19 protein-coding genes and 3 pseudogenes are annotated in these 23,745 nt (G+C 57.0%); 14 read left to right on the forward strand and 8 right to left on the reverse strand.

Annotation, left to right across the window (positions count from 1 at the left end; all coding sequences use genetic code 11):
* The first annotated feature begins 550 nt into the window (after window positions 1-550).
* The 4 genes from B0G83_RS37115 to nodU all read left to right on the forward strand — a co-directional run bounded on the left by B0G83_RS37115 (window position 551) and on the right by nodU (window position 5,969).
* A complete protein-coding gene (locus tag B0G83_RS37115) occupies window positions 551-1,300 on the forward strand; it encodes a sulfotransferase (RefSeq protein WP_105512252.1) in 750 nt (249 codons plus the stop codon).
* Window positions 1,301-1,398: 98 nt separating this feature from the next.
* Window positions 1,399-3,411 carry a carbamoyltransferase gene (locus B0G83_RS37120; RefSeq protein WP_105512238.1) on the forward strand — a complete coding sequence of 671 codons (2,013 nt, stop codon included), beginning with the start codon at window positions 1,399-1,401 and terminating at the stop codon, window positions 3,409-3,411.
* A gap of 184 nt (window positions 3,412-3,595) precedes the next feature.
* Complete coding sequence (gene nodS / locus B0G83_RS37125) at window positions 3,596-4,234, forward strand: nodulation methyltransferase NodS (RefSeq protein ID WP_105512239.1); 639 nt, start codon at window positions 3,596-3,598, stop codon at window positions 4,232-4,234.
* A complete protein-coding gene (nodU, locus tag B0G83_RS37130) occupies window positions 4,212-5,969 on the forward strand; it encodes a nodulation protein NodU (protein ID WP_308701560.1) in 1,758 nt (585 codons plus the stop codon). The genes nodS and nodU overlap by 23 nt, the downstream gene beginning before the upstream one ends.
* A gap of 202 nt (window positions 5,970-6,171) precedes the next feature.
* On the opposite strand, the gene B0G83_RS37135 is transcribed toward nodU, so the two are convergent.
* From B0G83_RS37135 to B0G83_RS38985, 3 genes are all read right to left on the reverse strand, one after another.
* A complete protein-coding gene (locus B0G83_RS37135) occupies window positions 6,172-6,441 on the reverse strand; it encodes a hypothetical protein (protein ID WP_105512240.1) in 270 nt (89 codons plus the stop codon).
* Window positions 6,442-6,662: 221 nt separating this feature from the next.
* Window positions 6,663-7,253 carry a helix-turn-helix domain-containing protein gene (locus B0G83_RS37140; protein WP_105512241.1) on the reverse strand — a complete coding sequence of 197 codons (591 nt, stop codon included), beginning with the start codon at window positions 7,251-7,253 and terminating at the stop codon, window positions 6,663-6,665.
* Window positions 7,250-7,537, reverse strand: a complete 288-nt coding sequence (locus B0G83_RS38985) for a hypothetical protein (RefSeq protein ID WP_199730247.1) — start codon at window positions 7,535-7,537, stop codon at window positions 7,250-7,252. Before B0G83_RS38985 ends, B0G83_RS37140 begins: the two co-directional genes overlap by 4 nt.
* 693 nt (window positions 7,538-8,230) lie before the next feature.
* Between B0G83_RS38985 and B0G83_RS37150 the strand changes: the two genes are divergently transcribed.
* Window positions 8,231-9,529, forward strand: coding sequence for a cytochrome P450 (locus B0G83_RS37150; protein WP_105512242.1), 1,299 nt, complete (start codon window positions 8,231-8,233; stop codon window positions 9,527-9,529).
* A gap of 167 nt (window positions 9,530-9,696) precedes the next feature.
* Here the strand turns inward: B0G83_RS37150 and B0G83_RS39380 are convergent.
* Window positions 9,697-10,179, reverse strand: a pseudogene (locus B0G83_RS39380) (transposase); the annotation flags it as partial.
* Window positions 10,180-10,449: 270 nt separating this feature from the next.
* On the opposite strand from B0G83_RS39380, the gene B0G83_RS37155 reads away from it, so the two are divergent.
* The gene (locus B0G83_RS37155) at window positions 10,450-11,550 is read left to right on the forward strand and encodes a porin (protein WP_105512243.1); all 1,101 of its coding nucleotides are present in this window, start codon (window positions 10,450-10,452) and stop codon (window positions 11,548-11,550) included.
* Between the two features lie 64 nt (window positions 11,551-11,614).
* On the opposite strand, the pseudogene B0G83_RS37160 reads toward B0G83_RS37155, so the two are convergent.
* From B0G83_RS37160 to B0G83_RS37175, 4 genes and pseudogenes are all read right to left on the reverse strand, one after another.
* Window positions 11,615-12,478, reverse strand: a pseudogene (locus tag B0G83_RS37160) (IS5 family transposase); the annotation flags it as partial.
* A gap of 213 nt (window positions 12,479-12,691) precedes the next feature.
* Window positions 12,692-12,946, reverse strand: a complete 255-nt coding sequence (locus tag B0G83_RS37165) for a group II intron maturase-specific domain-containing protein (protein ID WP_258168506.1) — start codon at window positions 12,944-12,946, stop codon at window positions 12,692-12,694.
* 166 nt (window positions 12,947-13,112) lie between these two features.
* Complete coding sequence (locus tag B0G83_RS37170; protein WP_308701561.1) at window positions 13,113-13,511, reverse strand: group II intron maturase-specific domain-containing protein; 399 nt, start codon at window positions 13,509-13,511, stop codon at window positions 13,113-13,115.
* Window positions 13,512-13,922: 411 nt separating this feature from the next.
* Window positions 13,923-14,209, reverse strand: a pseudogene (locus B0G83_RS37175) (transposase); the annotation flags it as partial.
* Between the two features lie 499 nt (window positions 14,210-14,708).
* Here B0G83_RS37175 and B0G83_RS37180 point away from each other — a divergent pair.
* From B0G83_RS37180 to B0G83_RS37215, 8 genes are all read left to right on the forward strand, one after another.
* The gene (locus B0G83_RS37180) at window positions 14,709-16,031 is read left to right on the forward strand and encodes a lysine N(6)-hydroxylase/L-ornithine N(5)-oxygenase family protein (protein ID WP_105512245.1); all 1,323 of its coding nucleotides are present in this window, start codon (window positions 14,709-14,711) and stop codon (window positions 16,029-16,031) included.
* A 4-nt stretch (window positions 16,032-16,035) separates the two neighbouring features.
* The gene (locus B0G83_RS37185; protein ID WP_105512246.1) at window positions 16,036-17,277 is read left to right on the forward strand and encodes an MFS transporter; all 1,242 of its coding nucleotides are present in this window, start codon (window positions 16,036-16,038) and stop codon (window positions 17,275-17,277) included.
* A 7-nt stretch (window positions 17,278-17,284) separates the two neighbouring features.
* On the forward strand, window positions 17,285-18,097 hold the full coding sequence (locus tag B0G83_RS37190) for a phytanoyl-CoA dioxygenase family protein (RefSeq protein WP_258168505.1): 813 nt from the start codon (window positions 17,285-17,287) through the stop codon (window positions 18,095-18,097).
* A 16-nt stretch (window positions 18,098-18,113) separates the two neighbouring features.
* Window positions 18,114-18,449, forward strand: a complete 336-nt coding sequence (locus B0G83_RS37195) for a cupin domain-containing protein (protein WP_105512248.1) — start codon at window positions 18,114-18,116, stop codon at window positions 18,447-18,449.
* Window position 18,450: 1 nt separating this feature from the next.
* A complete protein-coding gene (locus B0G83_RS37200) occupies window positions 18,451-20,034 on the forward strand; it encodes a class I tRNA ligase family protein (RefSeq protein WP_105512249.1) in 1,584 nt (527 codons plus the stop codon).
* A gap of 18 nt (window positions 20,035-20,052) precedes the next feature.
* Entirely contained in the window at window positions 20,053-21,210 is a 1,158-nt protein-coding gene (locus B0G83_RS37205) for a PLP-dependent aminotransferase family protein (RefSeq protein ID WP_105512254.1), read from the forward strand.
* A gap of 364 nt (window positions 21,211-21,574) precedes the next feature.
* Complete coding sequence (locus tag B0G83_RS37210) at window positions 21,575-22,963, forward strand: cytochrome c peroxidase (RefSeq protein WP_105512250.1); 1,389 nt, start codon at window positions 21,575-21,577, stop codon at window positions 22,961-22,963.
* 250 nt (window positions 22,964-23,213) lie between these two features.
* Window positions 23,214-23,588 (forward strand): DUF3564 family protein, encoded by a 375-nt coding sequence (locus B0G83_RS37215; RefSeq protein ID WP_105512251.1) that lies wholly within the window; start codon window positions 23,214-23,216, stop codon window positions 23,586-23,588.
* Window positions 23,589-23,745 lie beyond the last annotated feature (157 nt).

Here is a 23,745-nt window from a genome sequence, read left to right on the forward strand (position 1 = left end):
GTGCCGCCGCGGTGAGGTTACGCTCGGTCATCAGAGCATCGAGCGCGACGAGGAGATTTAGATCGAGGCCCTTGAAACGCATGATCCCAACTTATCCATAGTGTGGATGTGTTCCATCAAAACAATCGATTTCACGAATTGTACAGTATGGAGGATAGTGTTCCTGGTACATCCGATTGAGTTTCGTCAACCTGCTGGCGCCTTCGTGGTGCCGGGGTAGCGGATGAAGTGTGCGGTAGAACTGAGCGAAGCCGAGCAAATGACGTTGCAGCAGTCGTCGATCAATCACATGCGTCGGTAGTCTTCTTCGCGGGCCCGCCGCATGCTTGGCAACGATTTGGGATTTCCGCGAGGTTCCAGCACTTCAGCTTTCTGGTCGCGCCATCACTGAAGCGCAACCATCGTCAGTGTGGAAGTCAGCCTGTCACGGAAGATCCTCAATGGCATCCAGTCAATCTATCGACGCTGGAACGCTGGCATCGTGAGTCGGCTGACTTCACATCATTGATTCAATCCCGAACTGTCGCGAACAATGTTATCTGGAGCCAGAATGACCCACCCTACACCGCCTCCTGAGCCATTTGCAATCCTTGCGATGCCAAGGACGGGCACGCACTATCTGGAGCAGTTGCTAAACAGGCATCCGAACGTATTGAGCAACGGTGAGCTGCTCAATACGTATGATACGAATTGGCCCGATAAGGATCGCCTGCTACGTGGCGACCGTGAGCTCCTCGAGCTTGCCTACCTTCGCTACCCGACGCGGAGCGACAAGACCAATGTGACGCATGTCGGCTGCAAGATCAATGAACCTCAGTTTCGCGCCCGTCCGGGCTTATTTGCTGAGCTGGCTCGTTGGCCACGCCTCAAGGTCATCCTCCTGCCTCGCAGAAACACATTGGAATCGCTTCGATCGCTGGTGCAGGCAAGGCAAACCGGCCAATGGCTGAGGTTCAGTTCTGGCAACGATGCGGCTCTGCCTCCGCGCGTCGGATTGTCAATCGCCGACTGCGAGGCCTACTTCAAGACCGCCGAGGATTTCCACGCTAGGGTCGCGCACTCCTTCGCATCGACCAACCTGCTTGTGATGGAGTACGAGAGCCTTCTTTGCGAATCCGCCGCATGCCTGGCAACGATTTGGGATTTTCTCCAGGTTCCAGCGCCTCAGCTTTCTGGTCGCGTCATCCTTCAGCGCCAGGAAACGCGACCACTGGACCAAACGGTACGGAATTTTCATGAATTGCGGCGCCATTTTGCAGACGGACCCTACGCGAGATTCTTCGGGGCTGGTGAGGTCTGACCGGTATTCGCAGCGGCGAGCGATAGCCTACCTTACTTAGGTGGTACGGGTTCGAGTCTTGCCAATAGGGCCTTCCTCCCACAATCAAGGAGAGAGACATGCTGTGCTTAGGAGTGAGCGGCGGGCTGGACAAAGTTCATGAAAATCCACTCGAACTGCCGAACACATTTCTGCACGATGGCGCTGCGGTGCTTGTCCGGGACGGACGCGTAATAGCGGCCGTCGAAGAGGAGCGCCTCAACCGGATCAAGCACTCTAACAAGTTCCCGAGCAGTTCGATTCAATACTGCCTTGCATCCGCAGGGATTCAGCTCAGCGATATCGACCGCATCGCGTTTTACGCTACCGAGGCCTATTGCAACGTCATGCTCGAACGCCTGTTCCTGTCCCAGCCGAACATCTCCATTCCGGTGGATGCCAAGCTGTTTCTGCGTAAGTTACTAATGCAGGAGTTCGGTACCGAAGTCGATCCTTCGCGAGTCTCATTCGTGAGTCACCATCTGGCGCATGCCGTGAGCGCGTTTGCGATGTCTGGATTCGAGCAAAGTCTGATCCTCGCGGTCGATGGCGGTGGTGATTTCCTCTCGGGGCTTTTGGCGCTCGGGTCCGGAACAGAAATTACGCAACTCGCGACTTTCGCAGAGCATAATTCTCTAGGGCTGTTCTATCTCGAAACAATCCGGTATCTCGGTTACGGCTTGTTCGACGAATACAAGGTCATGGGGCTTGCACCTTATGGGGACCCCGCTCCCTATCGCGGGCTCTTCGAGCAATTCTATCAACTCTCCGCCGACGGTGAGTACCGCGTCTACCTGGACCGCATCGGTCCGACGTTGCTCCGCAGCATCCAGGTCCGGCGAAAGGGAATGCCATTCACACCGCAGCATCGAGATGTGGCTGCTTCATTGCAGGAAGCGCTGGAGCGGATCGTGTTCCACATTCTCCGCCATCATCGCGAGGTCACCGGTATGAAGCGGCTGTGTATAGCCGGAGGAGTAGCTCATAACTGCACCATGAACGGTAAGCTGCTGTATTCGGGACTTTTCGAAGACATCTTTGTGCAGCCCGCAGCGCACGACGCCGGTTGCGCATTAGGCGCCGCCCTTATGATGTCAAACGACTTCGGTCAGCCCGCGCCGCGTGAGCGATTGCAGGAGGTCTATTGGGGGCCCGATCTTGGGAGCGATCTAGTCGTGGAGCAAGAATTGAATGCGTGGGCCGGACACCTCGACGTTGAACGCAGTGATGACGTGGCAGGCAGAGCAGCCGACTGGATGGCAAATGGCGCCGTGATCGGCTGGGTGCAGGGTCGTTCGGAGTTCGGGCCACGCGCGCTTGGCAACCGCAGCATTCTTGCCGATCCCAGGCCGACCGCAAACAAGGACCGGATCAACGCCATGGTCAAGAAGCGCGAGGGTTACCGACCGTTCGCGCCATCAGTGCTGGAGGATGATGCGCACGAATTTTTTGACCTCCCAGAGGGTACCCGCGAATTCCCTTTTATGAATTTTGTAGTTCGCGTGCGCGACTCCAAGCGTGCCTTGCTCGGCGCCATCACGCACATTGACGGTACAGCGCGGCTGCAAACAGTATCGCGGAAAACCAATCCCGCCTACTGGGAGGTTATTAATGCGTTCAAGAAGCGGACAGGAATCCCAATTCTGCTCAACACTTCCTTTAATAACAACGCTGAGCCAATCGTAGATTCGGTTGCAGACGCGATTGCCACATATCTGACGACAGAGCTGGATGGACTTGTGGTCGGGCCGTTCCTCGTCAAAAAACGGCCCGCAACGCAGGAACATTGGACTGCGCTCGCGGTTTCACTGCCGCCCTATGCATCGCTCTATCGAATCCGCGCTCACACAGCGCGGGATCGTCAGGAGACGGTATGCGAAATTCGCACCGGCGGCTCCATCTGTGACAGTGTGCGCATTTCACATGAGTTGTTCGATATGCTAATGCAGATCGAAGGCGAAGCCGTGCTCGGACATCTTCTCGATACAATTACGCTTGAGCAGACGCGACGTGAAACCCTCGTCAAGGAACTGCGCGGATTGTGGGAACAGCGTCGGGTTCGACTGCATCCCTCACGGGCGTTGTCACGGTAACGACGCCCTTCCAATGAGTGGCTGAAGGTCTGAAGCTGCGTAACAGCCCTCGCGAGCTATTTTTTCTGGAAGTTAAACAATAGCGTTTGGTCGCCGTGCAGTTCTCGTAGCAACACGCCTGTTTTCAACGGAGCACCAGTCCCGGCCCAAGGTCCGGATACTTGCAGCGGCGAACCATAAAGGTATGGCGGAATTGACACATCAAACGAACTTCGAATTGCTGCGCCGGGAATTGGACACAGACGATCCATGGCGGCTCGACAACAATCCGTTTGAGCACGAGCGCCACAGGCAAATGCTTCGGATGGCACTTTCGCAGGGATCTGTCACAAATGCGCTCGAAGTCGGATGCGCCGGCGGAGCCTTTACGGAAAAATTGGCACCGCACTGCCAACGGCTCACCGTGATCGATATTGTGCCACGCGCAATTGCTAGGACACGCGAACGGATGATGGACCCACCACACATCAATTGGATCGTCTCCGATGTCCAGCATTTTTCGACTGAGCAACAGTTCGATCTGATCGTGGTGGCGGAGGTTCTCTATTACCTCGACGGCAGCGTCGAGGTGCGCGCCGCTGTCCGCAATTTAGCACGGATGCTTGCGCCCGGTGGACAGCTGGTTTTCGGATCGGCACGTGACGCCAATTGCCGGCGATGGGGCCACGTTGCCGGAGCCGAGACGGTCATAGCCATCCTGGAAGAAGAGCTGGTTGAGATCGATCGTTTGAGCTGCGTCGGTCAGTCGTTGAATGAAGACTGTCTGCTCGCCTGCTTTCGCAACGGGACTTCTCCTTCGTGTGGACCAACTTACCAGCGTTAGGCAGGGAGATATTATGCGCATCTGTGGGATCAAACTGACACACGACGGAGCGATCGCCCTTGTCGAGGATGGAAAACTCGTTTTTTGCGTGGAGCAGGAAAAGCGAGACAACAATCCGCGGTATCAGGCGATCGACGACCTCGACGCGATCACGATCGCATTGTCCGAGCATGGTTTCCGTGCGCACGATATCGACCAGTTTGTCATCGACGGCTGGGACGGGGTAGTCGAGTCGCAGTTTCGGGTCCTCAGTGGGTCGCTTCCCGTCAGCCTAAAAGGGGCCCCTTATGCCGAACGCCGAGCCGATGATCTGCTCGCTTCGCTCGACGGCTCCGGACTGCTTGTCGGCGGCCACTCCTTTCCTTATAAAAGCTATCCTCACGTGTCAGGCCATGTGGCCTCCGCGTACTGCACCAGTCCCTTTGCCCAAAGCGGGCAACCTGCATTCTGTTTGGTGTGGGATGGTGGCATCGTCCCACGGCTCTATCATGTAGAACGCCACCACGCCCGCCATGTTGACTGCCTGTTCCCCATGATAGGTCACATCTACGCCGCGGCGGGTCATCACTTTGGTCCTTATAAGAAGCCGGGCGGCGCCCGGTGGGATCTGGGTGTGGCCGGCAAGCTGATGGCTTACATCGCGCTGGGCTCCGTTGACGAAGATATCGTTGAGGTATTTCGCGGGCTTTATCAGGCACGCTTTGCTGGCGACGCGGAGTGTGCGCAAGCTTATCGCGAGAACATCCACAGCGCGGACGCGTCACTAGCGGCTGTAGGAGAGTTCTTCGAAGCTAGCGCGCTGCGACTGGAAGCCAGGCCATCCGAAGACGTACTCGCCTCGTTCCATGTATTCCTCGAGCGTCTTCTCGTTCATGAAATGGGTATCGCGCTGCAGCGCCATTCGATTCCGGGGCCGAGAAATTTGTGCATCGCTGGCGGATGCGGGCTCAATATCAAATGGAACAGCGCCCTGCGCGCGAGCGGTTTGTTCGACGCAATCTGGGTACCGCCGTTTCCCAACGATAGCGGGTCGGCGATCGGCGCCGCTTGTTGCGCGCTGGCAGCTGAGAACGGCTTCGTGCCGCTGGAGTGGTCGGTATATAGCGGACCGGTCTTAAAAGGTTGCCAAGTACCGCCCGGATGGACGGCGTCTACTTGCTCCATTGCAGAACTCGCCAGCATACTCGCCAGTAGCAAGCCCGTCGTTTTCCTTGCCGGCCGGGCCGAGCTCGGACCACGAGCATTGGGGGGCAGAAGCATTCTGGCCGCCGCGACTTTGCCCACAATGAAGGATCATCTCAACGACATCAAGTTTCGAGAGCACTTCCGTCCCGTGGCGCCAATTTGCCTTGAGGATCGTGCGCCGACCATTTTTAGCCCGGGGAGCCCTGATTCCTATATGTTGTTCGATCATCAGACGCGCGCGGAATGGCGAGAAAAAATCCCTGCCGTCGTGCATCTTGACGGATCTGCCCGATTGCAGACCATTTCAAGAACTTCCGAGCATCCGGTGGCGCAACTTCTGGTCGAATACGAAAAGCTGACGGGTATTCCGTTGCTCTGCAACACGAGCGCCAACTATCACGGACGAGGTTTCTTCCCGGACGCTGCTTCAGCCTGTGCGTGGGGACGCGTCGAACGTGTGTGGTGCGATGGTTTGTTACTGACCAGGACTGGTCTGTCGCCGTCAGTCGACGAAACACTTTTCGCTACGTCGCCGTTCGAAGATTGTTGACGTTGCAGCTCAGTGGTCAGTACGATGCGGTCAATTGTCCCGGCAGCTCGCTTTATCGCTAAGGTCCGAAGACGATCAGCAGGCCGCCCCTGGCTCGATTTTCGCAAGCACTTATCCCGGGCGGAGGTTGCTCATCGACCCACGGAAGCTCGATGCCATCCTCGGAAATTTTCAAGGTAGTTGTTGCCTCAACGTTTAGAGTTCAGACGGTCTTTCGCTCCTGCTTATCGCGCTGCGGAGTGCCTGGCAGGTTGTGAGTTCGATCCGGGTTCAGATGCACAGTACTTATGCGCTGCCACTTGCGCGTGCGGCCTGTCCATCGCAGCGGATTGCGTTGCCGGGCAGTCTCATAGAGCGCCATGCGCCGATCCAGAATGTCCTGATCAAGGTTGGCATGACGCTGCGCCGGCGTCACGAACAGGATCGCGCTGTGACGATGTTCGTCGTTGTACCCGCGCACCAGTGCGCCCACCCAGGTGCGCGCGACGAACAGGTATCGAACGCCTTGAGCGGGTAAGCGGGCCGGTACTTCAGGGGCTTGAACAGCGACTCGGAATACGGTTGTCGTTGCTCACGCCCGGGCGACTCAACGACGGCATGACACCCAGCGCCTGGAGTGTGGCGAGCATCGCCGTGCCTTTCATCGGGCCGCCGTTATCCGAATGCAGAATCACCCAGTCAGGCTGTATCGCTTCACGCGCGCAGAGGTCCCTGAGAACCTCGCTGGCCAGCGCGCTGCTTTCCTCCGCATAGATCTGTCAACCGACGATCTTGCGTGACTGAATACATCCAGAAACAGGTATAGATAAAAGTACTGCCGACGGATCGTCGTCGGCAAATACGCGATATCCCAGGAATACAACTGGTTCGGCGCGTCGGCGCGAACGGAATGCGGTTTGCTGCGAGCGTGGCCGGCCGTTCGCTGCGCCGGTGGGCGAGTTGTTTCTCGGCCTTCAGTATCCGGTAGAACGTCGATTCGGAGGCGAGATAGCGTTGCTGGTCTGCCAGTCGCGACGCGATCTGGCCTGGCGGCAGATGACCGAATTCGGCCGAGTTCGCGACCACCTGCAACTCGGCGCGTTCGTCGGCAGAAAGCTTGTGACATGCCTCGTGGTGCCGTAACGAGCGCCCGTCCGCCGCGTCAGGTTTGCCGCGTTGCCAGCGCTGAACTGTCCGGGCACTACTAAGCCCCAGCATGTTGCACGCGTGTGCCTGGCGAGCCCCGGCCAGGGTCGCCTCGCTGATCAGGCTGGTCAATGTCTTGCGCTCTTCAGGGCCCGTCATTCGGCCTCGCCCTCGAACAGCGCGCGGTACTTTTTTTGCAGCACCAGTAGCGCTGCAGCTTCAGCCAGCGCCTTCTCCTTGCGGTTCAATTGCGCTGCAGTTGGAGATTGGCCTGCTTCAGATCCCGCACCTCCTGGTGCGCTCTCGCGCCGGCTACCACCGATTCCACCAACGGCGCAGAAGTCCGTTCGCCACTGCGCGAGATGATGCGCAAACAGGCCGCGCTCACGACACCAGCCGTTCAACGATTCGTCGACCAACCCGTGGCTCTCCTGCAAGGCCATCAGCCGTTCCTCCAGCGAACAGTCATCCGGACGCTTTGCATGTCCCGAGCTCGAGCTCCGGTTCGCGGCGGCTGCACCTCCCATCCATTTCGTCAATGTCAAAACATTCACGTTCAATTCGTCCGCTACAGTTCCAACCGTTCGGTTGCCCCCGCAGGACCTTCGAGAGCGCCTGCTCCCTGAACCCGACAGAATACGTCTGTTTCGCCTTCAACTTGCACCTCTGACTCTTCTTGATAAAGAAATTCAGAAGCGACAACTATGACGCCGGGGGATTGTTGCGCACTGGCCCGACAAACAGTAGCCCTCAAGGACCACCTGAGTGAACACTTAACCAAGAAGAGTTGACCTAGATTAAGGGTACACAGGGAGGCAGCGAATAGTATGAAGCAATACGACGGGCGGATATCGACGTCCGTCACGCCAGTTCACCCACAACATTACCGATGCGAACGCTGCAGTGCCTGCGTCAACGGGGGACCAATATGTAGATCTCGGATGACAGCAAGCTCTATACATGAATGCTACTTCAAAGTCCGTGGGAAGGATCTCAGTACACGCGAGCGAGCGACCGTCAAAAGTTGAGACCAGTCATTGAGTCCGCGGAGAGCCCAATAGCGGAATGGGGCAGGAAGAGGCGCCCTTCTCTTGCCTGGATCGTGCCGCCCACCAACAAACCGCACTATCAATATCATGAGCATGCCAAATTACGACCTACCGAAAGACATAGCAAACCATCTGGTTGATCCGCAGTTCTATACCAACCTCAATCGCCTCCATGAAACCTATACTTGGGCGCGTGCAAACAACCCCGTCGGGCGCGCCATGGCGGATGGACATGACCCGTTCTGGGTGGTCACGAAACACGCCGACGTCTCCATGATTTCAAGAGAAAATGCCTTGTTTCACAACGGCGACTATTCTGTCGTCTGCAGGCCAAGAGCGTCGATCGAGCATGTCATTTCCACCACCGGTAGTCCAAACATCGCCCGATCACTCGTGCACGTCGACGGCGACGAGCACAAGAGTCTACGCGCGCTGACGCAGTCGTGGTTCATGCCTACCAGCATTCTCGAGCTTGACGACCGCATTCGATCGCTGGCAAATATAATGATCGCGAAGCTGTTGCATCACAACGGGCAAGTGATCGATTTTGCGAATGACTTTGCATTGCATTTCCCACTGAGCGTGATCATGGATATTCTCGGCGTTCCGCAGGAAGATTCCCTGCGCATGTTGACGTTGACTCAGGAGATGTTCGGAAGCGAGGATGCCGAATACAAGCGCGAAGTGCAGCGCCAAGGCGATGCGAGCAGCGCGATGGGCAAGGCCCTGCTGTCCATTGTGGCCGACTTCAAGGATTATTTTGACCGCCTGACCGAAGACCGCCGGAAGAACCCACGTAACGATATCGCAAGCTTGCTGGCCAACGCGGTGATCAACGGACAGCCTATCGATGAAGCGACCCGTCTTGGCTATTACGTGATCATCGCCGCAGCAGGACATGATACGGTTTCGTCGTCCATATCGGTCGCAATGTGGGCGTTGAGCCGCTTCCCTGAGCTACTGCCGCGACTACAGGCGGATCGTTCGCTGATTCCGCAGTTTATCGACGAAACCCTTCGCTACGCATCGCCGGTGCGTCATTTCATGCGTACGGCGACTGCCGACACCAACGTCCGGGGCCGGACAATCCGCAAGGGCGATTGGCTGATGCTCTGCTATGGCTCGGCAAATCGTGACGAGCAGGTCTTCCCTGAGCCATTCGCATTCAATATCGACCGCAAACCGAACAGGCATCTCGCTTTCGGCGCCGGCGCCCACGTGTGCCTGGGTCAGCATCTCGCGAACATGGAAATGCGCATCTTGTTTGAGGAACTGGTCCCGAGGTTGCGGCTTATCGAGCCGGCGGGCGAAATCGAATTCGTTGCGTCCAGCTTCGTGAGCGGCCCAAAGCATCTTACAGTTCGTTGCGTGGTGCATCCGCGTTGACCCACCGGAGTCTGTAGTTGGAGTGAACCCTTGAGGCTCCGCCTTCACTGCGGAAGTTCCCAGGCGGCTACGTACGGGTCCCGGCGTGAAGCCGAATATGAGCTCGGGCTTGACGATGAACCGAGCGTCCTCTTTGCGCACCTCTGCATGCAGCGTGGGTTGTGGCGGCCGCACAGCATGGCGATTTCGGCGAGCAGTACGTTAGCCAGTCGGAGGCAGTGCAGTGTAAGCGGCATTGAGCGCGCGGCTATAGCAATGACAGCGGCATCGCGCGCGTCAATCTAGGCATTGCCATCGAGCAGGTCGGCAATGCGGCGCATAGTGAGGCTGGTAAGGATGCGACTAGGACACCAAGGTCAACAGCAACTGCCACGGACAATGCTTCGATGGTGAGCGTGATCTACGACGAAAAAAAGTTCACCGAACGTCTTCAGTTCGGAGATGAGTGCACAGCTTGGTCTCATCGTCGGGCCGGCGCTTTGTTGTACCAACGCTTTCGGTTTCGGCCGAGGGCTACGGGGTGATGGTGGCCTTTGCCTACGTCAACGCTCATGAATGGATCGACTAAGCGACGTTGTTGGCTTTTCATGCATCGAGGGCTTCGGACGTTGCACGGTTCGGTCTGCAACATCGGCGGCAGGTCTCCGCATTCACGTACCGGATGGCCTACCGATGTTCCGGCTGAACTCCTATTAGCGATCACCTGCCCCACCAAGCCCGGTGCCCCCGGCTCACAACTGCAACTTGGAAAATCATGCCGGGCCTAGATTCCCAATTCTCAATTATCGAGGCGTGAAGAAAATAACGGAGTGCGCATGGCATAGATTTGGCTGTTACTTCATGCAACTCCACTTTCTGTCGGATTTGTTCAATGACCACGATATTGGCTCATCAGAAGCAAAAAGAGATTTGGCTTTCAAATGATAAAATCAGTATGCGCAGTGGTGATGGGAGTGTTTTTTGGATTAGCGTGCTGCGATTCAAACCGTGCGCAGAGTAGCGTCACGCTATATGGAGCATTAGACGTTCTCACTGATATCTCAAATCAGGGCAGAGGAACCTTAACTAAAATGTCGAATGGCGGCACGTTCGGATCGCGGCTTGGCCTTATGGGTAGCCAAGCCTTCGGCGACGGATACAAAGCTATTTTCAGACTTGAGAGTGGTTTCGCGCCTAATACCGGCACCATACAGCAGGGCGGCGCACTTTTCGGCCGGCAAGCGTATGTTGGCTTCGAAGGTTCTGAAGGGACTTTGACTTTTGGTCGCCAATACTCGCCAGAGTTTCTTGCTATGAGTGACAACGACGTTTTTTTAGGAGGCTTAGGAGGGAGCGTCTGGGACGTTGATCGCACTTTGCCTAATGGTACCGTCCAAGCTACGCTCCTTACCGAGGTCATTACGTGCCGCGTTAATAATTCCGTTCTTTACTCATCTCCGAAAATTTATGGATTCTCGGTCGGGGTGATGTACGGTCTCGGCGGTGTTGCGAAATCTACAAGTGGTGGAACAACTTTTAGCGGGGCAATCAACTACACCAATGGCCCCGCAACGTTTCATGCCGGATATGTCTATCAGAGGGACGCATTGGATCGGGGATATTACAAAGCATGGGGTGTCGGCGGTAACTATGGGATTGGGCCGGTAAGAGTGTATCTCGGGTACACTAAAGATGACTATTCAATCATAACTGACGCAGCATCGTTTAATAATTCGTGGCGGTATGCAATTGTCAATCTGGGAGTGAGCTACCAAATTACACGTTCGACCGTTTTAATGGCACAAGTTATAAAATTGATTGACACCTCGAATGGAATTACTCAGTCAAAAAACTCGTACATTGTTGGATTAGGTGTTTTTTATTCTATTTTTAAACAAACCAGTATATATATCGGGTACGCACAAACAAAAAATAAAAATGGGTCCACTTACACGTTGGGGCAAGCCCTATATTACGGGGAACCGGCATACCCCAACACCACGGCACGCGTGCTTAGATTCGGAATGCGAACGACCTTCTAGATTAAAGTTGAAAATCGGTGGCTAATTAGCCCGTCCTGAACAATTCGCTTTGCGACCACCGGCGTTACGGCGATGGGACCGCAGCAGTGCGGCGCTCAAGCAAGGCAGCCAGAATAAAGACACAAAGAAGCCGTAGCTTCCTCAGGATCATCCTCAAGTTGTGGCCGGCGCCGCACAACACCGCGTGCATTGCATCACCCAGCGCGCCTTTGAGCCAGTTTCTGCCGAGCTTCCCGTCAGCCTTCATGTGACCGATGGCTGGCTCGATTGCGCTGCGTCGCCTGATCATCGCGCGTAGTCCGCGTGTGATGCCGCGCCGCAAGCCCGGGTGGTAGATCTTCACGCCGTCGACAGCGACACCCTTGTATCCACGGTCGACGATCGCGACTTCCGGCGTGATGTCGCACAGGATTGTCGCCTGCTCCAGCGCTTCAGCCAGCGTATGACCGTCGTACGGATTGCCCGGCATCGAGCGCATCCCAACTACCAGTCCTTCCTTGTGAGTCGTCGTGATCGACACTTTCACGCCGAATTCTTACGGCTTGCGCGCCTTGCCTTTGGCCAGACACTCCACTTCCGGCGCGTGCAGCGCATAGAGCTTGTTCTTGTCCTTCAGCTTCTGCAACAGGATGCGCTTCGTGCGGCCAATCAGCTCCACCAATGCAGCGCGTTCTGGGTCTGCCACCTGGGCGACCTGTCGCTCCACATCGCGCATCACCCGTCCGACGCGTGAACGCAGCGTGCGCAGTGCTTTCCTCATGCGCTTGTACTGCTTCGCGTGAGCGTAGCGACCAATCTGCAGCCCCAGATACGGCGCCTCGCGGTTGTAGTTCTGCCTCAGCTTCAGGCCGTGCCGTGCCGCCGCCTTCACCAGATGTTCGCGACATCGCTCGAGCAGGCGTGAATCGGTTGGATGGGCAATCGCCTTCTCGTCAGGTAGCAGCAGCGCATTGCTGCGCCGCCGCCCCCTTCTAAAACTGGCGCGCGCACGGTAGGCCCCGGTGGCTTCTCCCTCGCTTTCGCGGTGGGCCTCAATCCGGTTGCCATGGTCACGTTTCCAGCTCCCGCCACGTCAAACGCAGCATGCGGCTTTCCCGCACTCGCTTTCCTGCCTGCTTCACGTCAAGGTTTATGGGACCTATCATGCCGGGGACGCTTTCAGTGCGGCAGCACGACGAACCCGGTAGCCGTTGAACAGCTTCAGTTCGTCATATAGCCAGCGCCTACTCCACCTCTTCCAGCCGAAGCCCCGACGATTCCGGGATCGACCCATGTGGCGTCGAATCGTCTTCTCCCCCCAGTCCTTGATGAAGTTGAAGCACTCGCTGGACTGTCCAACAGCGAAGTAATTCACCCAGCCTCGCAGCACCGGGTTGATCAGTTGCACCAACCGCACCAACGGATGTTTCAGGCTGACCTGATCAACTGGGAGCGGCTGGACGCATTGATGAGACGCCGTACTTCACCGCGACTCCTTCGCGAAGTGTCGAGTAGCCCGGAGGAACTTCCCCGCCAGGCCCTCACAGATCCGTACGTGAACCTCTCGATTCATACGGCTCTTGTCATCCAGCCGGAGGCAATACCCCCACCTTCCAGTGATACAGCAGATCCGGTGCGCGCGCCGCCAACTGCCTGAGCCACGTCCGAGCCTTGGCACGACTTCGTTTGAATCGACGGTACTTGCGCGCCGCCCATTTCGCCAGAATGTCGTTGAAGTGGCCGATCACACGTTTGAATACGCTCATATAGAACGCCGCGTAATAGTTCCACCATCCGCGCAGGGCTGGATTGACCCGCTCGGCAATGTCTTCAATCCCAGCATCCGTCCAGCGGCCGATGTCCCACATCCGCATTTTCTCGCGAATGCGTTTCGCGGCTTTGCTGCTGAGCGCGGGACTGAAGCTGTTGAAGTAGATGCCGCGCTTGCTCTTGGCCAGCCGGCCACGGAAGGTGTATCCCAGAAAGTCGAAGCTCGTGGAGGGATACTCTCGCCTTCTTCGAGTCTTTCAAATCAAGCTTCTCCCTTCGCATCGGAATGACAGGTTCCTATGTTCCGTTCAATCGCCTGGAGTAACGTCACGCCGTCTATATGCCGGTCGCCACCAAGCCAGTCATCAGGCTCCCGCGTGGTTTATCCCGGGATGCAACGTGGACCCTGGTTTTGACGACGGGTGGGAAAAGCTATCGACACCTCATCGACGGTTCGCTTGCGCTCGTCTCGTTATTCCGTACCTGACGCATTCACTGCGCCTTTTCTTCAACGCTCACCACCATGGCTCTTTACCACAGCAGCTTGAAGTGGTTTGATGCCTTCTCCTGAAAGACGACATCGAGGGGCCTGCCCTCATCGATCAAACAGCTTTCATAGCACACACGTTACGAACTTTTTTCAATAAATCGCGCTCCATTTTTACTTCGGCCAATTCCCGCTTGACCCGCCCCGCCCCGGCTCGGCCTCGACCTCCGTCAGTGGTCTCTGATGCTGCCCAACATTCTCCAGCTTGCCATCCTTTGCAGCACGAACCCAGTTTGCTAATGTCTTCATCGAAATTGACAATCGATACGCGGCTTCGAAGACGCCGAGGCAATCGGCTATTACCAGCTTTACTGCCTCTTCACGAAATTCCTTCGTGTACACAGCCTTGGGGATTCGGTTCATCAATACCTCCATTCCTCAATTTTACGGAATGTTGGCGTCCACTTTTTCAGCCAACCTCACCATCGCACGACGCGATTGATGACGATCGCCGCAAGCGATGACCACGATAGACAGATTCGATGTTCTGAGTCCCGGATGTTATCCGAACCACTGAGCAGCGTGACAACTCTCTCTTTGGACTGCGGGTGATCCGGCGTCTGAATCCGACAACGCCGCGTGGACAATTGACGCACCGCAAGGTTTGCGTATGTTCAAAGTGTTCAGCTTCTCAATTCCTCGTATGATTCACTCAGGCGGCCCGAGGTAATGTCAAACCAAGCATAGTGCTGGTCAGAATGCCATTGGGAAGAAAAGCGATCGTCATCTACGGCTTTCGTTTTCCTGCAGCGGGCATCGGCTACGCAGTACGCCGGTACGACCGCCTCAATCTTAGTCCACGGAAATTGCGCTGCACCATACCGGTTGGCCCATTTCCCTCTAACGGCAGAACAACCTTCCTATGGACATGCTAGACGTCATCGGTATTGGTATTGGACCCTTCAATTTAAGCCTCGCGGCGCTCATTCAGCCCACCGGTTTGCGAGCGCTCTTCTTTGAGAAGCGCATAGAATTCTCCTGGCATCCCGGGCTCATGCTGCCCAAAAGTCTGCTCCAGGTGTCGCCGCTCAAGGATTGTGTGACCCTGGTGAATCCCACAAGCCCATATTCCTTTCTCAACTATCTCTCTGTACATCGACGCCTGTACAGCTTCGTGAATAAAAGTGGAAACAGCACGTCGCGAAGTGAGTTCACCCACTATTACCAATGGGTCGCGCAATGCCTGGACACGCTTCGATTCGGCGAGGAGGTGATCGATATCAGGCCTTGCAATAAGGGCTATTGCGTGACCACTACCGCGCGCACATATCATGCGCGCGCGGTAGTGGTCGGGGTCGGCGTCGAACCCAAGGTGCCGGCATGTGCGCGGCAGGTGGTTGGCGAGACGGTCTATCACGTAGACGACTACCTTAACCGGAAACCTTTCAGCGAAGACGAACATGTGCTGGTGGTGGGCGGCGGGCAGAGCGGCGCGGAAGTCGTCGAGCACATGCTGACCGAGTCAGGTCCCGACAAGATCACTTGGGCGACGTCGCGCGCCAATCTGTTTGCGATGGACGACAACGCATTTGTCAATGAAGCATACATGCCCAGTTATAGCCAAAGCTTTCACACGCTGCCGATCCAGCAGCGCAGGGCCATTGTCGAAAGCGAAAAGCTCACCAGCGACGGCATCTCCGCCAGCCTGTGCAACCGGCTCTATGAAGCGTTGTACGAACGCAGCGTCCATGGCACGCTAGCCGACTGCTTTCGTCTGTTGCCTTCGGTGACAATGGACGAGATCACCCGCCGCAGCGGTCGCTGGCACATCGGGTTGACCTCGCGGGTCACGTCGCAGCGCAACGGCATAAGCGCGGACAGAATCATCCTGGCAACCGGTTTTCAGCCGCGCCATTTACCATTCGTTCAGAAGCTGCTCGACGGCGCAAGCCTTGAAGACGGTCTGCCAACGCTCGATCCCGATTACGCCGTGCGCTTCGATGCGCCAATGCCCGGTCCCGTGTATCTGCAAAACCAAAGCCGCGTGCAGCATGGCCTGCAAAGCGTCAATCTTTCGCTGGTCGCGTACAGGAACAGTCGCATCATCAACAGTCTGCTGGGTCTTGCCTTCTATCCGGATGTTCCGGACCGGCAACTGCTCGACAGCCTTGAGGATCAGGAGACTGAAGCAGGATCAATACCGTGCGACGCGGCTCAGGCCTCGCGCCGGCCGGCAGTGGCGTAAGCGGATGACTGACTCCTCCATTTATCTATCGACTGGCAAGCGTGCGATCTCGCACCCCGAGCACTTGCCGGCATCCCTGCAATTACGGGCGTTCATTCCGTTTCTGATCGCGTCACTGGTGATCGCCGCTTCGTACGGGACGAGTTTTCTCCTGCCCGAGTACCTGCAATCCCTAGGCATGAAGAGCGATGTCGCCGGCGCCGTGATTTCGAGCGGCATGGTCTCGACCATGATCTGCTGCTGCGTAGCCGGGCGCATAGCCCAGCGTATCGGTGTCATGCCGACCATCGCTTTGGCCTCGCTCGTCATGGCAGGCAGCATGCTCTGCTTAGCCGCTGCGCCAATAAACATTCGTGCCGTCTATGCAGGCGGTTTGCTGTTGGGCGCTGGGTGGTCCGTGTTCTTCATACTCGCGCCGCTGCAAATCATCCATCATCTGTGCCCCGACGCACGTATCCAGTACCTGACCTTCGTCTCCGGCACGCAAATGGCCGGACTAGGCATGGCGGCGCCTTTGAGCCGCCTGATCGCCCAACATACCGGCTCGATCGCGCTGGCCTACCTTCTGTTCGCTGCGGCATGCGCGGTGGCGGCAGTCTGCGTCAAGATCGCCAGCGAGGCGATGAGGGATGGGTCCTGTTTGCCGATGACGCGCGTGGCCATTACCGCGACCGACACGTTGGCCCTGCTCACGGCACGAACAGCAGTGCCGATCGCAATGATCGCACTGGCAGCCTGTGTCTTCGCCGGGCTGGCGACTTACCAGACACCCTATGCCGTCTCGCGTAACCTCAGGCCAGACCTGTTCTTCCTGACGTTCACGACAACCAGCGTGGCACTGCGCTTGTCGCTCGCGAGAACCATGGGACATATCAAGCCCGACCGACTGGCGCTCGTATTGTTTTTGCTGACCGGCGCCTCGCTCGTACTGTTCCTGTTGAACCACGGCAGCACGACGCTTTATATCGTCGCTACCGCGCTGTTCGCCACGGGCTACGGACTGAGCTACTCGACCCTGAACGGCATGGCCGCGAACCTCGCCGGAGACCACGGCGTTTCGGTGCCCGTGACTTCGCAAATCTTTACGCTTGCCTATTTCATCGGTCTGTTCGGATGCCCTTTCCTATCTGGCGCCCTGATTCACGTTTTCGGCGCCGATGCAATGCTCGTCGTCCTGCTAGGCGCCGTACTCGCCAATGTGGTGCTACTCGGCGTCATGCGCATGAAGGTGCATTTCGCCGCCTGACTTCTCCTTGAAAACTCCGTTCTTTAACGAGGTGGTTCGTATGCTGAATGAAACGCAAAAATCCAAGTGGCACGAAGATGGATATCTAAAAGTGGAGGGCTTTTTCGATCCGGTCACCCGCGAAAAGATTTCTGCTCTGGTCAACGATGTCTCGCGCTGGGAAATCAGCGAAAACAAATGGATGATGTGGTTCGAGAAGACCGAGGATGACCGCAGGATCGTTTCAAAGATAGAGAACTTTTTGGATTTCAACAACGAACTGCGCGACCTGTTGCTGGCCGACAAGCGCATCCAGACTGCCGTCGAATCGCTTCTCGATGAAGATACCCGCATGCTCAAGGAACTGCTCATCTTCAAGTACCCGGACAGCGGCGGCTATCGTCCGCATCAGGACATCTATCACATCCCGCACAATATTCCTCAACGCATGGTGCATGCCGTGGTCGCCATCGGCATCGACGATTCCGATCCGGACAACGGCGGCCTGTTCTTCAGTCCGGGCAACCATCAGAAAGGTGTGTTTCCGATGGACGCCGGCGGCGTGATTCATCCGGAGGTGGCCGAGACGTTCAAGTGGGAACCCGTGCCCTGGAAGGCCGGCGACATCTTCGTCTTCGACGACTACGCGCCGCACTATTCGCAGCCCAACAAAAGCAATCGTTCGCGCCGTACGCTCTATCTGGTGTTCCAGCGCGCCTCAACTGGTGGCCCCACGCGTACGGAATACAACAAACTGAAGCGTGCCTACAACCCACCCGAAGACAAGGAATCGGATATCCAGGATCTGAAGCCGCCAAATGGCATTTTCTATCGTACCTGATGTAATTCACCGGAGGATGTGCGTGTACACAAAGCAGATTGACCAATCCACGATGCGGCCGGAAAACGGCGTTCTTGTTTGCCGGCTGCTCGAACATCTGCCGGCTGGCCTGACAACAGCGTTCGGCACGTCGATTGTTGAGGTCGTGCCGGCGGGCGCTGTCGATCTGCACTCCCATTCCGAGCATGAACTGTGGATACTCATTTCAGGCAAGGGAGTCTTCGAGGTGAATGGTCAGGCGCGGCCAGTCGCAGATTCAACACTGCTCTATATCGAGCCGAACCAGGAGCACGCGATTCGCAATGCCGATCCGGCGGCGAGCCTGAAATTTCTATCGATATGGTGGGACTAACGTGAACACACGCACTTTTTTCGTTTGCCCCGCACCGCCCTGCCCGAACGGAAAACTGCATCTCGGCCATATTGGCGGGGTCTATCTGCTCACCGATCTTTTCGTTCGCTTTCAACGCATGAGAGGTCACCGCGCCTACCACGTCACAGGTGCGGACGAGCATGGCACCTACACAGTAGTGAAGGCGCGCAAGCTCGGTCGCCCGATTGACGAAGTCGCGCAGTTGCATATTGACGAGATAACGGATTGCTTGCGGGCAATGCACATCGAGCCCGATGTCTTCATCAGAACAACGGACGCTACGCATAAGCAGAACAGTCTGAAGATCTTTCGCGAGCTGGAAGCTGCAGGCTACATTGATGTGCGTAATGGCCATCAACTCTACTGCGAAAACTGTGACGAGTTCGTGGCCGATTCGCTTGCCGTCGGCCTCTGCCCCGCGTGCGATGCGTCCACCGACAGCAACTTGTGCGAAAACTGCGGTTTGGCGCAACAGCACTCGAAGTTGCGAACGCCAGTCCACACGTCGTGCGGCAAACCGCTATCGCTTCGCCCCATCGAACAGGCTGTTTTCGACATCCCTCGCATGGCAGCCATGCTTGACGATGCGATCAAGGGGAGTGAATGGGATCAAACGATCCAGCGTAAAGCGCGTGCATGGTTGCGTGACGAATTGCGGCCACTGCCTATGTCGCGCATTTTCGACCGGGGTGTGACACTTGAAGCACCCGCGAAAATTGCGGGGCAAACATTGATGACGTGGTTCGAAGGGCTTTGGTGTTTCGAGACGGGGATCCGCTTGCAGTGCGCGCGCGACGAGGTCAACTACGACACCGTGATGCGCGACCCCGATACACGCCTCCTGTTTTTCATGGGCCAAGATAACCGCTTCTACTACACCATCGGCGTGGCTGGCAGCCTGCTTGCGCGTGGCTATCCGCTTCCGGCAAATCATTCGATCCAGGACTTCTATAAATTGGAGGGCCAGAAATTCTCGACTAGCCGCGACCATGCACTCTGGGCAGATGAAGTATCCCGGCAGGTCGACCCGAGTGTGTTGCGCTATGCGCTCGCTCGGATTGCCAAGCCGTTCGGCACCAACAATAACGATTTCCAGATCGGCGAACTGATCCGGTCGGCTTCGCACATCCTTGCGTGGGAAAGCGCCCTCCGCCGCGATTCACTGCACTCGGCGAATGTCGATGGAAGCGGTCTTACGCCGGCGCACGACGACATAGTCCAACGTTATATCACCGCGATGGACCAGGTACGCTTCTGGAACGCCCTCGATCTGATTGACGAATACTTCGTCGCGACGGGCTTCGGCACGAGCCCGGAAACGTGGCGGCCGGTGCACGTATCCGTCTTTCTGAGCATGCTCCATCCCGTGATGCCAGTGCTGGCCGAACGCTATGGAAACGTGTTCTTTGGCGAGAATTGGACACCGGCACTCGGCGCAAACGCCACGCTATCGGCTACGCCTCCCAGAGCAACGGCCGAATTTCCGCCGTTCGGAATGCCAATTGCCGACTCGTTCATCCGCCAATATCAATCGCGCTTCCAGCGCGCTGTCGATGCCGCGTAACCAACGATGGAGCCAGTCATGTCGATGCGCAGTCGCACTTCGCTCAGTTATGGGGTATTCGACCACACCTCAGGCAAGGACACAGTCAACTTCGCCTATGGGCTTCCCGATCCTTTGACGTTCGCCCGCCTGCAATGGCCGGACCCGCTTACCGTCGAGACGGGCGTCAGCATCTCCGACCTACCGCAGTACACCGACGCCCATGGCCTTCCCGAACTGCGCGGACAGCTTGGCCAAAGGTACCGGATGGCGCGTGGCAATGTCATTCTGACGAACGGCGCTTCACAAGCCCTGCAACTGCTCGCCGATGCTTTTATCGACCCAGGAGACGTCGTGCTGACCGAAGACCCGTCCTATCTCGGCGCGTTGCGCATTTTCTCTATTGCGGGCGCGACGGTGGTTCAAGTAGGTGCGGATTCCTTGGGTGTCGACCTCGATCTGCTCGAACAAGCATTGCTGCACGCAAAGGGGCGAGCCAAGTTGTACTACACCACTCCGGCGTTCCACAATCCGACTGGACGATACTTTGCACACCGGCATATGGTCGAGGTGGAGGCTCTACTGTCCCGCAACGGCGTGCGACTGGTGCAGGACCTGGTTTATAGCGAGTTGCCCTACGATGGCGCGTCACCCGAGGTTCTGCAGGCGGGTGGCAACATCATCAATGTGCATAGCTTCTCCAAAATCTCAGGCCCCGGGCTTCGCGTAGGCTGGGTGCTGGCCGAGCCGGAAATTGTCGACCGCCTGGCCCACCTGAAATGCGATGGAGGTGTGAGTCCCATTGTCAGCAATATGGCGCTCGCCTTATTGCAGTCGTCGTCTTTGGACGCTCACGTCGAACACCTAAGGACGCACTACCGGAGCAAGCGTGACGCAATGCATAGGCTGTTACAGGCCTGCCGATTCTGCAAACCGGATTACGAGATTCCGAGTGGTGGATTTTCGTTCTGGGTCTCGCTTGCCGAAGGCATCGATTCCGCCGAATTGGTCCGCGAGGTGCGCCGGAAGCACAATGTGAAACTCGTCGAAGGAAAGCACCATGGACCGTGCGGTGCAGCCCGTGTACGCTTAAGCTTCAGTTATCTCCAGCCGCGTTTGATCGAGCGCGGCTTGGCTCAGATAGACGATGCGCATGCGAGCCTTCTGACATCGACGCGCTTTAAGCTGCGTGGCTAGAGAATGCCAAGTACTACGGATAGTCGGTGCGAGATGCACAAGCGTAGGCCGAGCGAAGACATCCACTGCGCCGCCCCTACCGCAAACAACTCGACGAACGCTTTTCGGCATGGCACTACGTCACTGATTTCGCCCAGGATCCGTCCGTTATATAGACAGCCCCCCCTTCGCGCGTGTCTCGGAACCCTCAACGTGAGAACCTCAGTACATTCTGCGTTCGGTTCGGCAATTGATTTACCGCAATAGTCGATTGCTGTGCGTTCTGTACGATCAACGCGTCATCGCTCTGAAGCCGATATCAACATCAAGACCTACCTGATGTAAACGGTATGGAATTCCGACCAAAGTCGAAGCAGGAGAGCAAGTGAAGAAACTTCTGATCGTATCGATCGCCGTCGTGCTGATAGGCTATCTATGCATCAGCGGTATCGCGTACATCCACGACAAGGACTATGCGGAAAGAGCGGCCGTGAGACTGGCCGCGTCCCCACAAGCGTACGGCATCCGTGAAGTGTTAGATCGAAACGCGTGCTATTACTGCCACTCGACGAAAACCATCCTGCCCAACTATGCCGCGCTACCAGGCATTCGTCAGCTAGCCGAGCACGACATACAGACGGGCCTCGCCTACTTCCGCATCGACAGCCTGTACGCGGCGCTCGAGAGTGGCGCACCGGCCCCCGAAGCCGATCTTGCAAAGCTGGAAACCGTTGTGAACGAACGCACAATGCCACCAAATCTGTTTCGCTTCGTACACTGGACCACCGGCTTGAGCGCCTACGATCAACGTGCGCTTCTCGACTGGATCGCGTCCCAGCGACGCAGCGCATATGCGACGCCCGGCGTTGCACCAGAGTTCGCTAACGAGCCGGTACAACCTTTGCCTCATTCCTTGCCGACTGACGCGGGCAAGGTCGCGCTCGGGAAGCAGCTTTTCAACGATGTCAGACTATCGGCGGACAACACGATATCGTGTGCGAGCTGCCACACGCTAGCGATCGGTGGCGTAGATGGAAACAAGGTTTCGTCCGGCGTGGGCGGCCAGTTGGGTGCAATCAACGCACCGACAGTGTTCAACTCGGCACTCAACCGCAAGCAGTTCTGGGACGGTCGCGCCGCCACGCTGCAGGAGCAGGCCGGCGGCCCACCGCTGAATCCGGTCGAAATGGCGTCCACGTCATGGAGTGAGATCATCGATAAGCTGAAACAGGACTCATCGCTGACGCAACAGTTCTTGCGGGTATACCCGGACGGTTGGTCAGGCGAGAACATCACAGACGCGATCGCCGAATATGAGACGACACTGCTAACGCCGAGTCGCTTCGATGCTTACCTGCGCGGCGACATGGATGTGCTGAATGGCGAGGAACTGCGCGGCTACCAGTTATTCAAAGCAAACCATTGCGCGACCTGCCACGTTGGCAAGAATCTGGGCGGACAGTCGTTCGAACGGATGGGCCTTGCGGCTGACTACTTCGCCGCGCGGGGCTACGAACGCACCGACGCAGACAACGGCCGCGCCAACTTTACGAAAGATCCGCTCGATCGTCATGCGTTCAAGACGCCGACGCTGCGCAATGTTGAGTTGACCGCGCCCTATTTCCACGACGGTAGCCGCATCGATCTGCGCGAAGCTGTACGTGACATGGCGACATATCAGGTCGGTAAACAATTGGCCGAATCGGACGTTGACGCAATCGTCGCGTTCCTGAGGACGCTAACGGGTACGCACCAACCCGTCGCGACCCATTGATCCAACCACCGCGGCTGACATTAGGGCGCGACAAAAGCACCTTGCAACGGCCGCGCGCACGCGCTGATCCTCCCCGCAAGGCGCATTGGGGAGAGATGGCGATACCCCTACGGGCCGGTCGGGTGGCCCGACATAGACGTACGACGCGCATGCGCTGATGCAATGAGCACTCGGTCAGTGATTCCGTGGCAAGCGCCGCGATTTTCTCGGTACGTCTCAGCTTGGCGGAATATATGTTCGGAGAATCTTCATGCGTCTTACTGTCCAGCTCGACATGTTCAATCGGGCCCATCCGATGGCATTTGCAATCCTCTGGATCGACAAGGAAAAGCGGCAATGGTCGCGCGAAGGTCATTTTGGACTTGAAATGCCTAAATGGGGCTCGCTGCACGTGGATTGCGGCAATACGCTAGTGTGCGAGCCCAACGACAGGACACCAGTATATGTTCTAGAAGGACTGAATCTAGACTGTTGCTACGGACTCTTCCAAGGTGAAGCCGGACGCGTGCAGTGGTGCACGGAAGGCGACCTCGCTCTGATGTCCGGCCATTGGCGTGTGCAGTGTATCGACAACGAACGGGCGCAGCCGGAACACGGACTGTTCGCTACCGGTGGCGACTCCTAACGCAATCTGGGTTACAGGTTGTGTCGCAGTAAGAGACAGGCGGTAGAATCCGGCTGGTTTTATCGCATCAACGCGGTCAAGTAAAATCCGTCGACCGCAACGCATGACAGGCATGATGGCAAAGACGAAGACGCGGCGCAAGACGCTGCCCACTGGC

Origin of the sequence: Paraburkholderia sp. BL21I4N1, assembly GCF_002973525.1 — a bacterium.
Classification (GTDB): Bacteria; Pseudomonadota; Gammaproteobacteria; order Burkholderiales; family Burkholderiaceae; genus Paraburkholderia.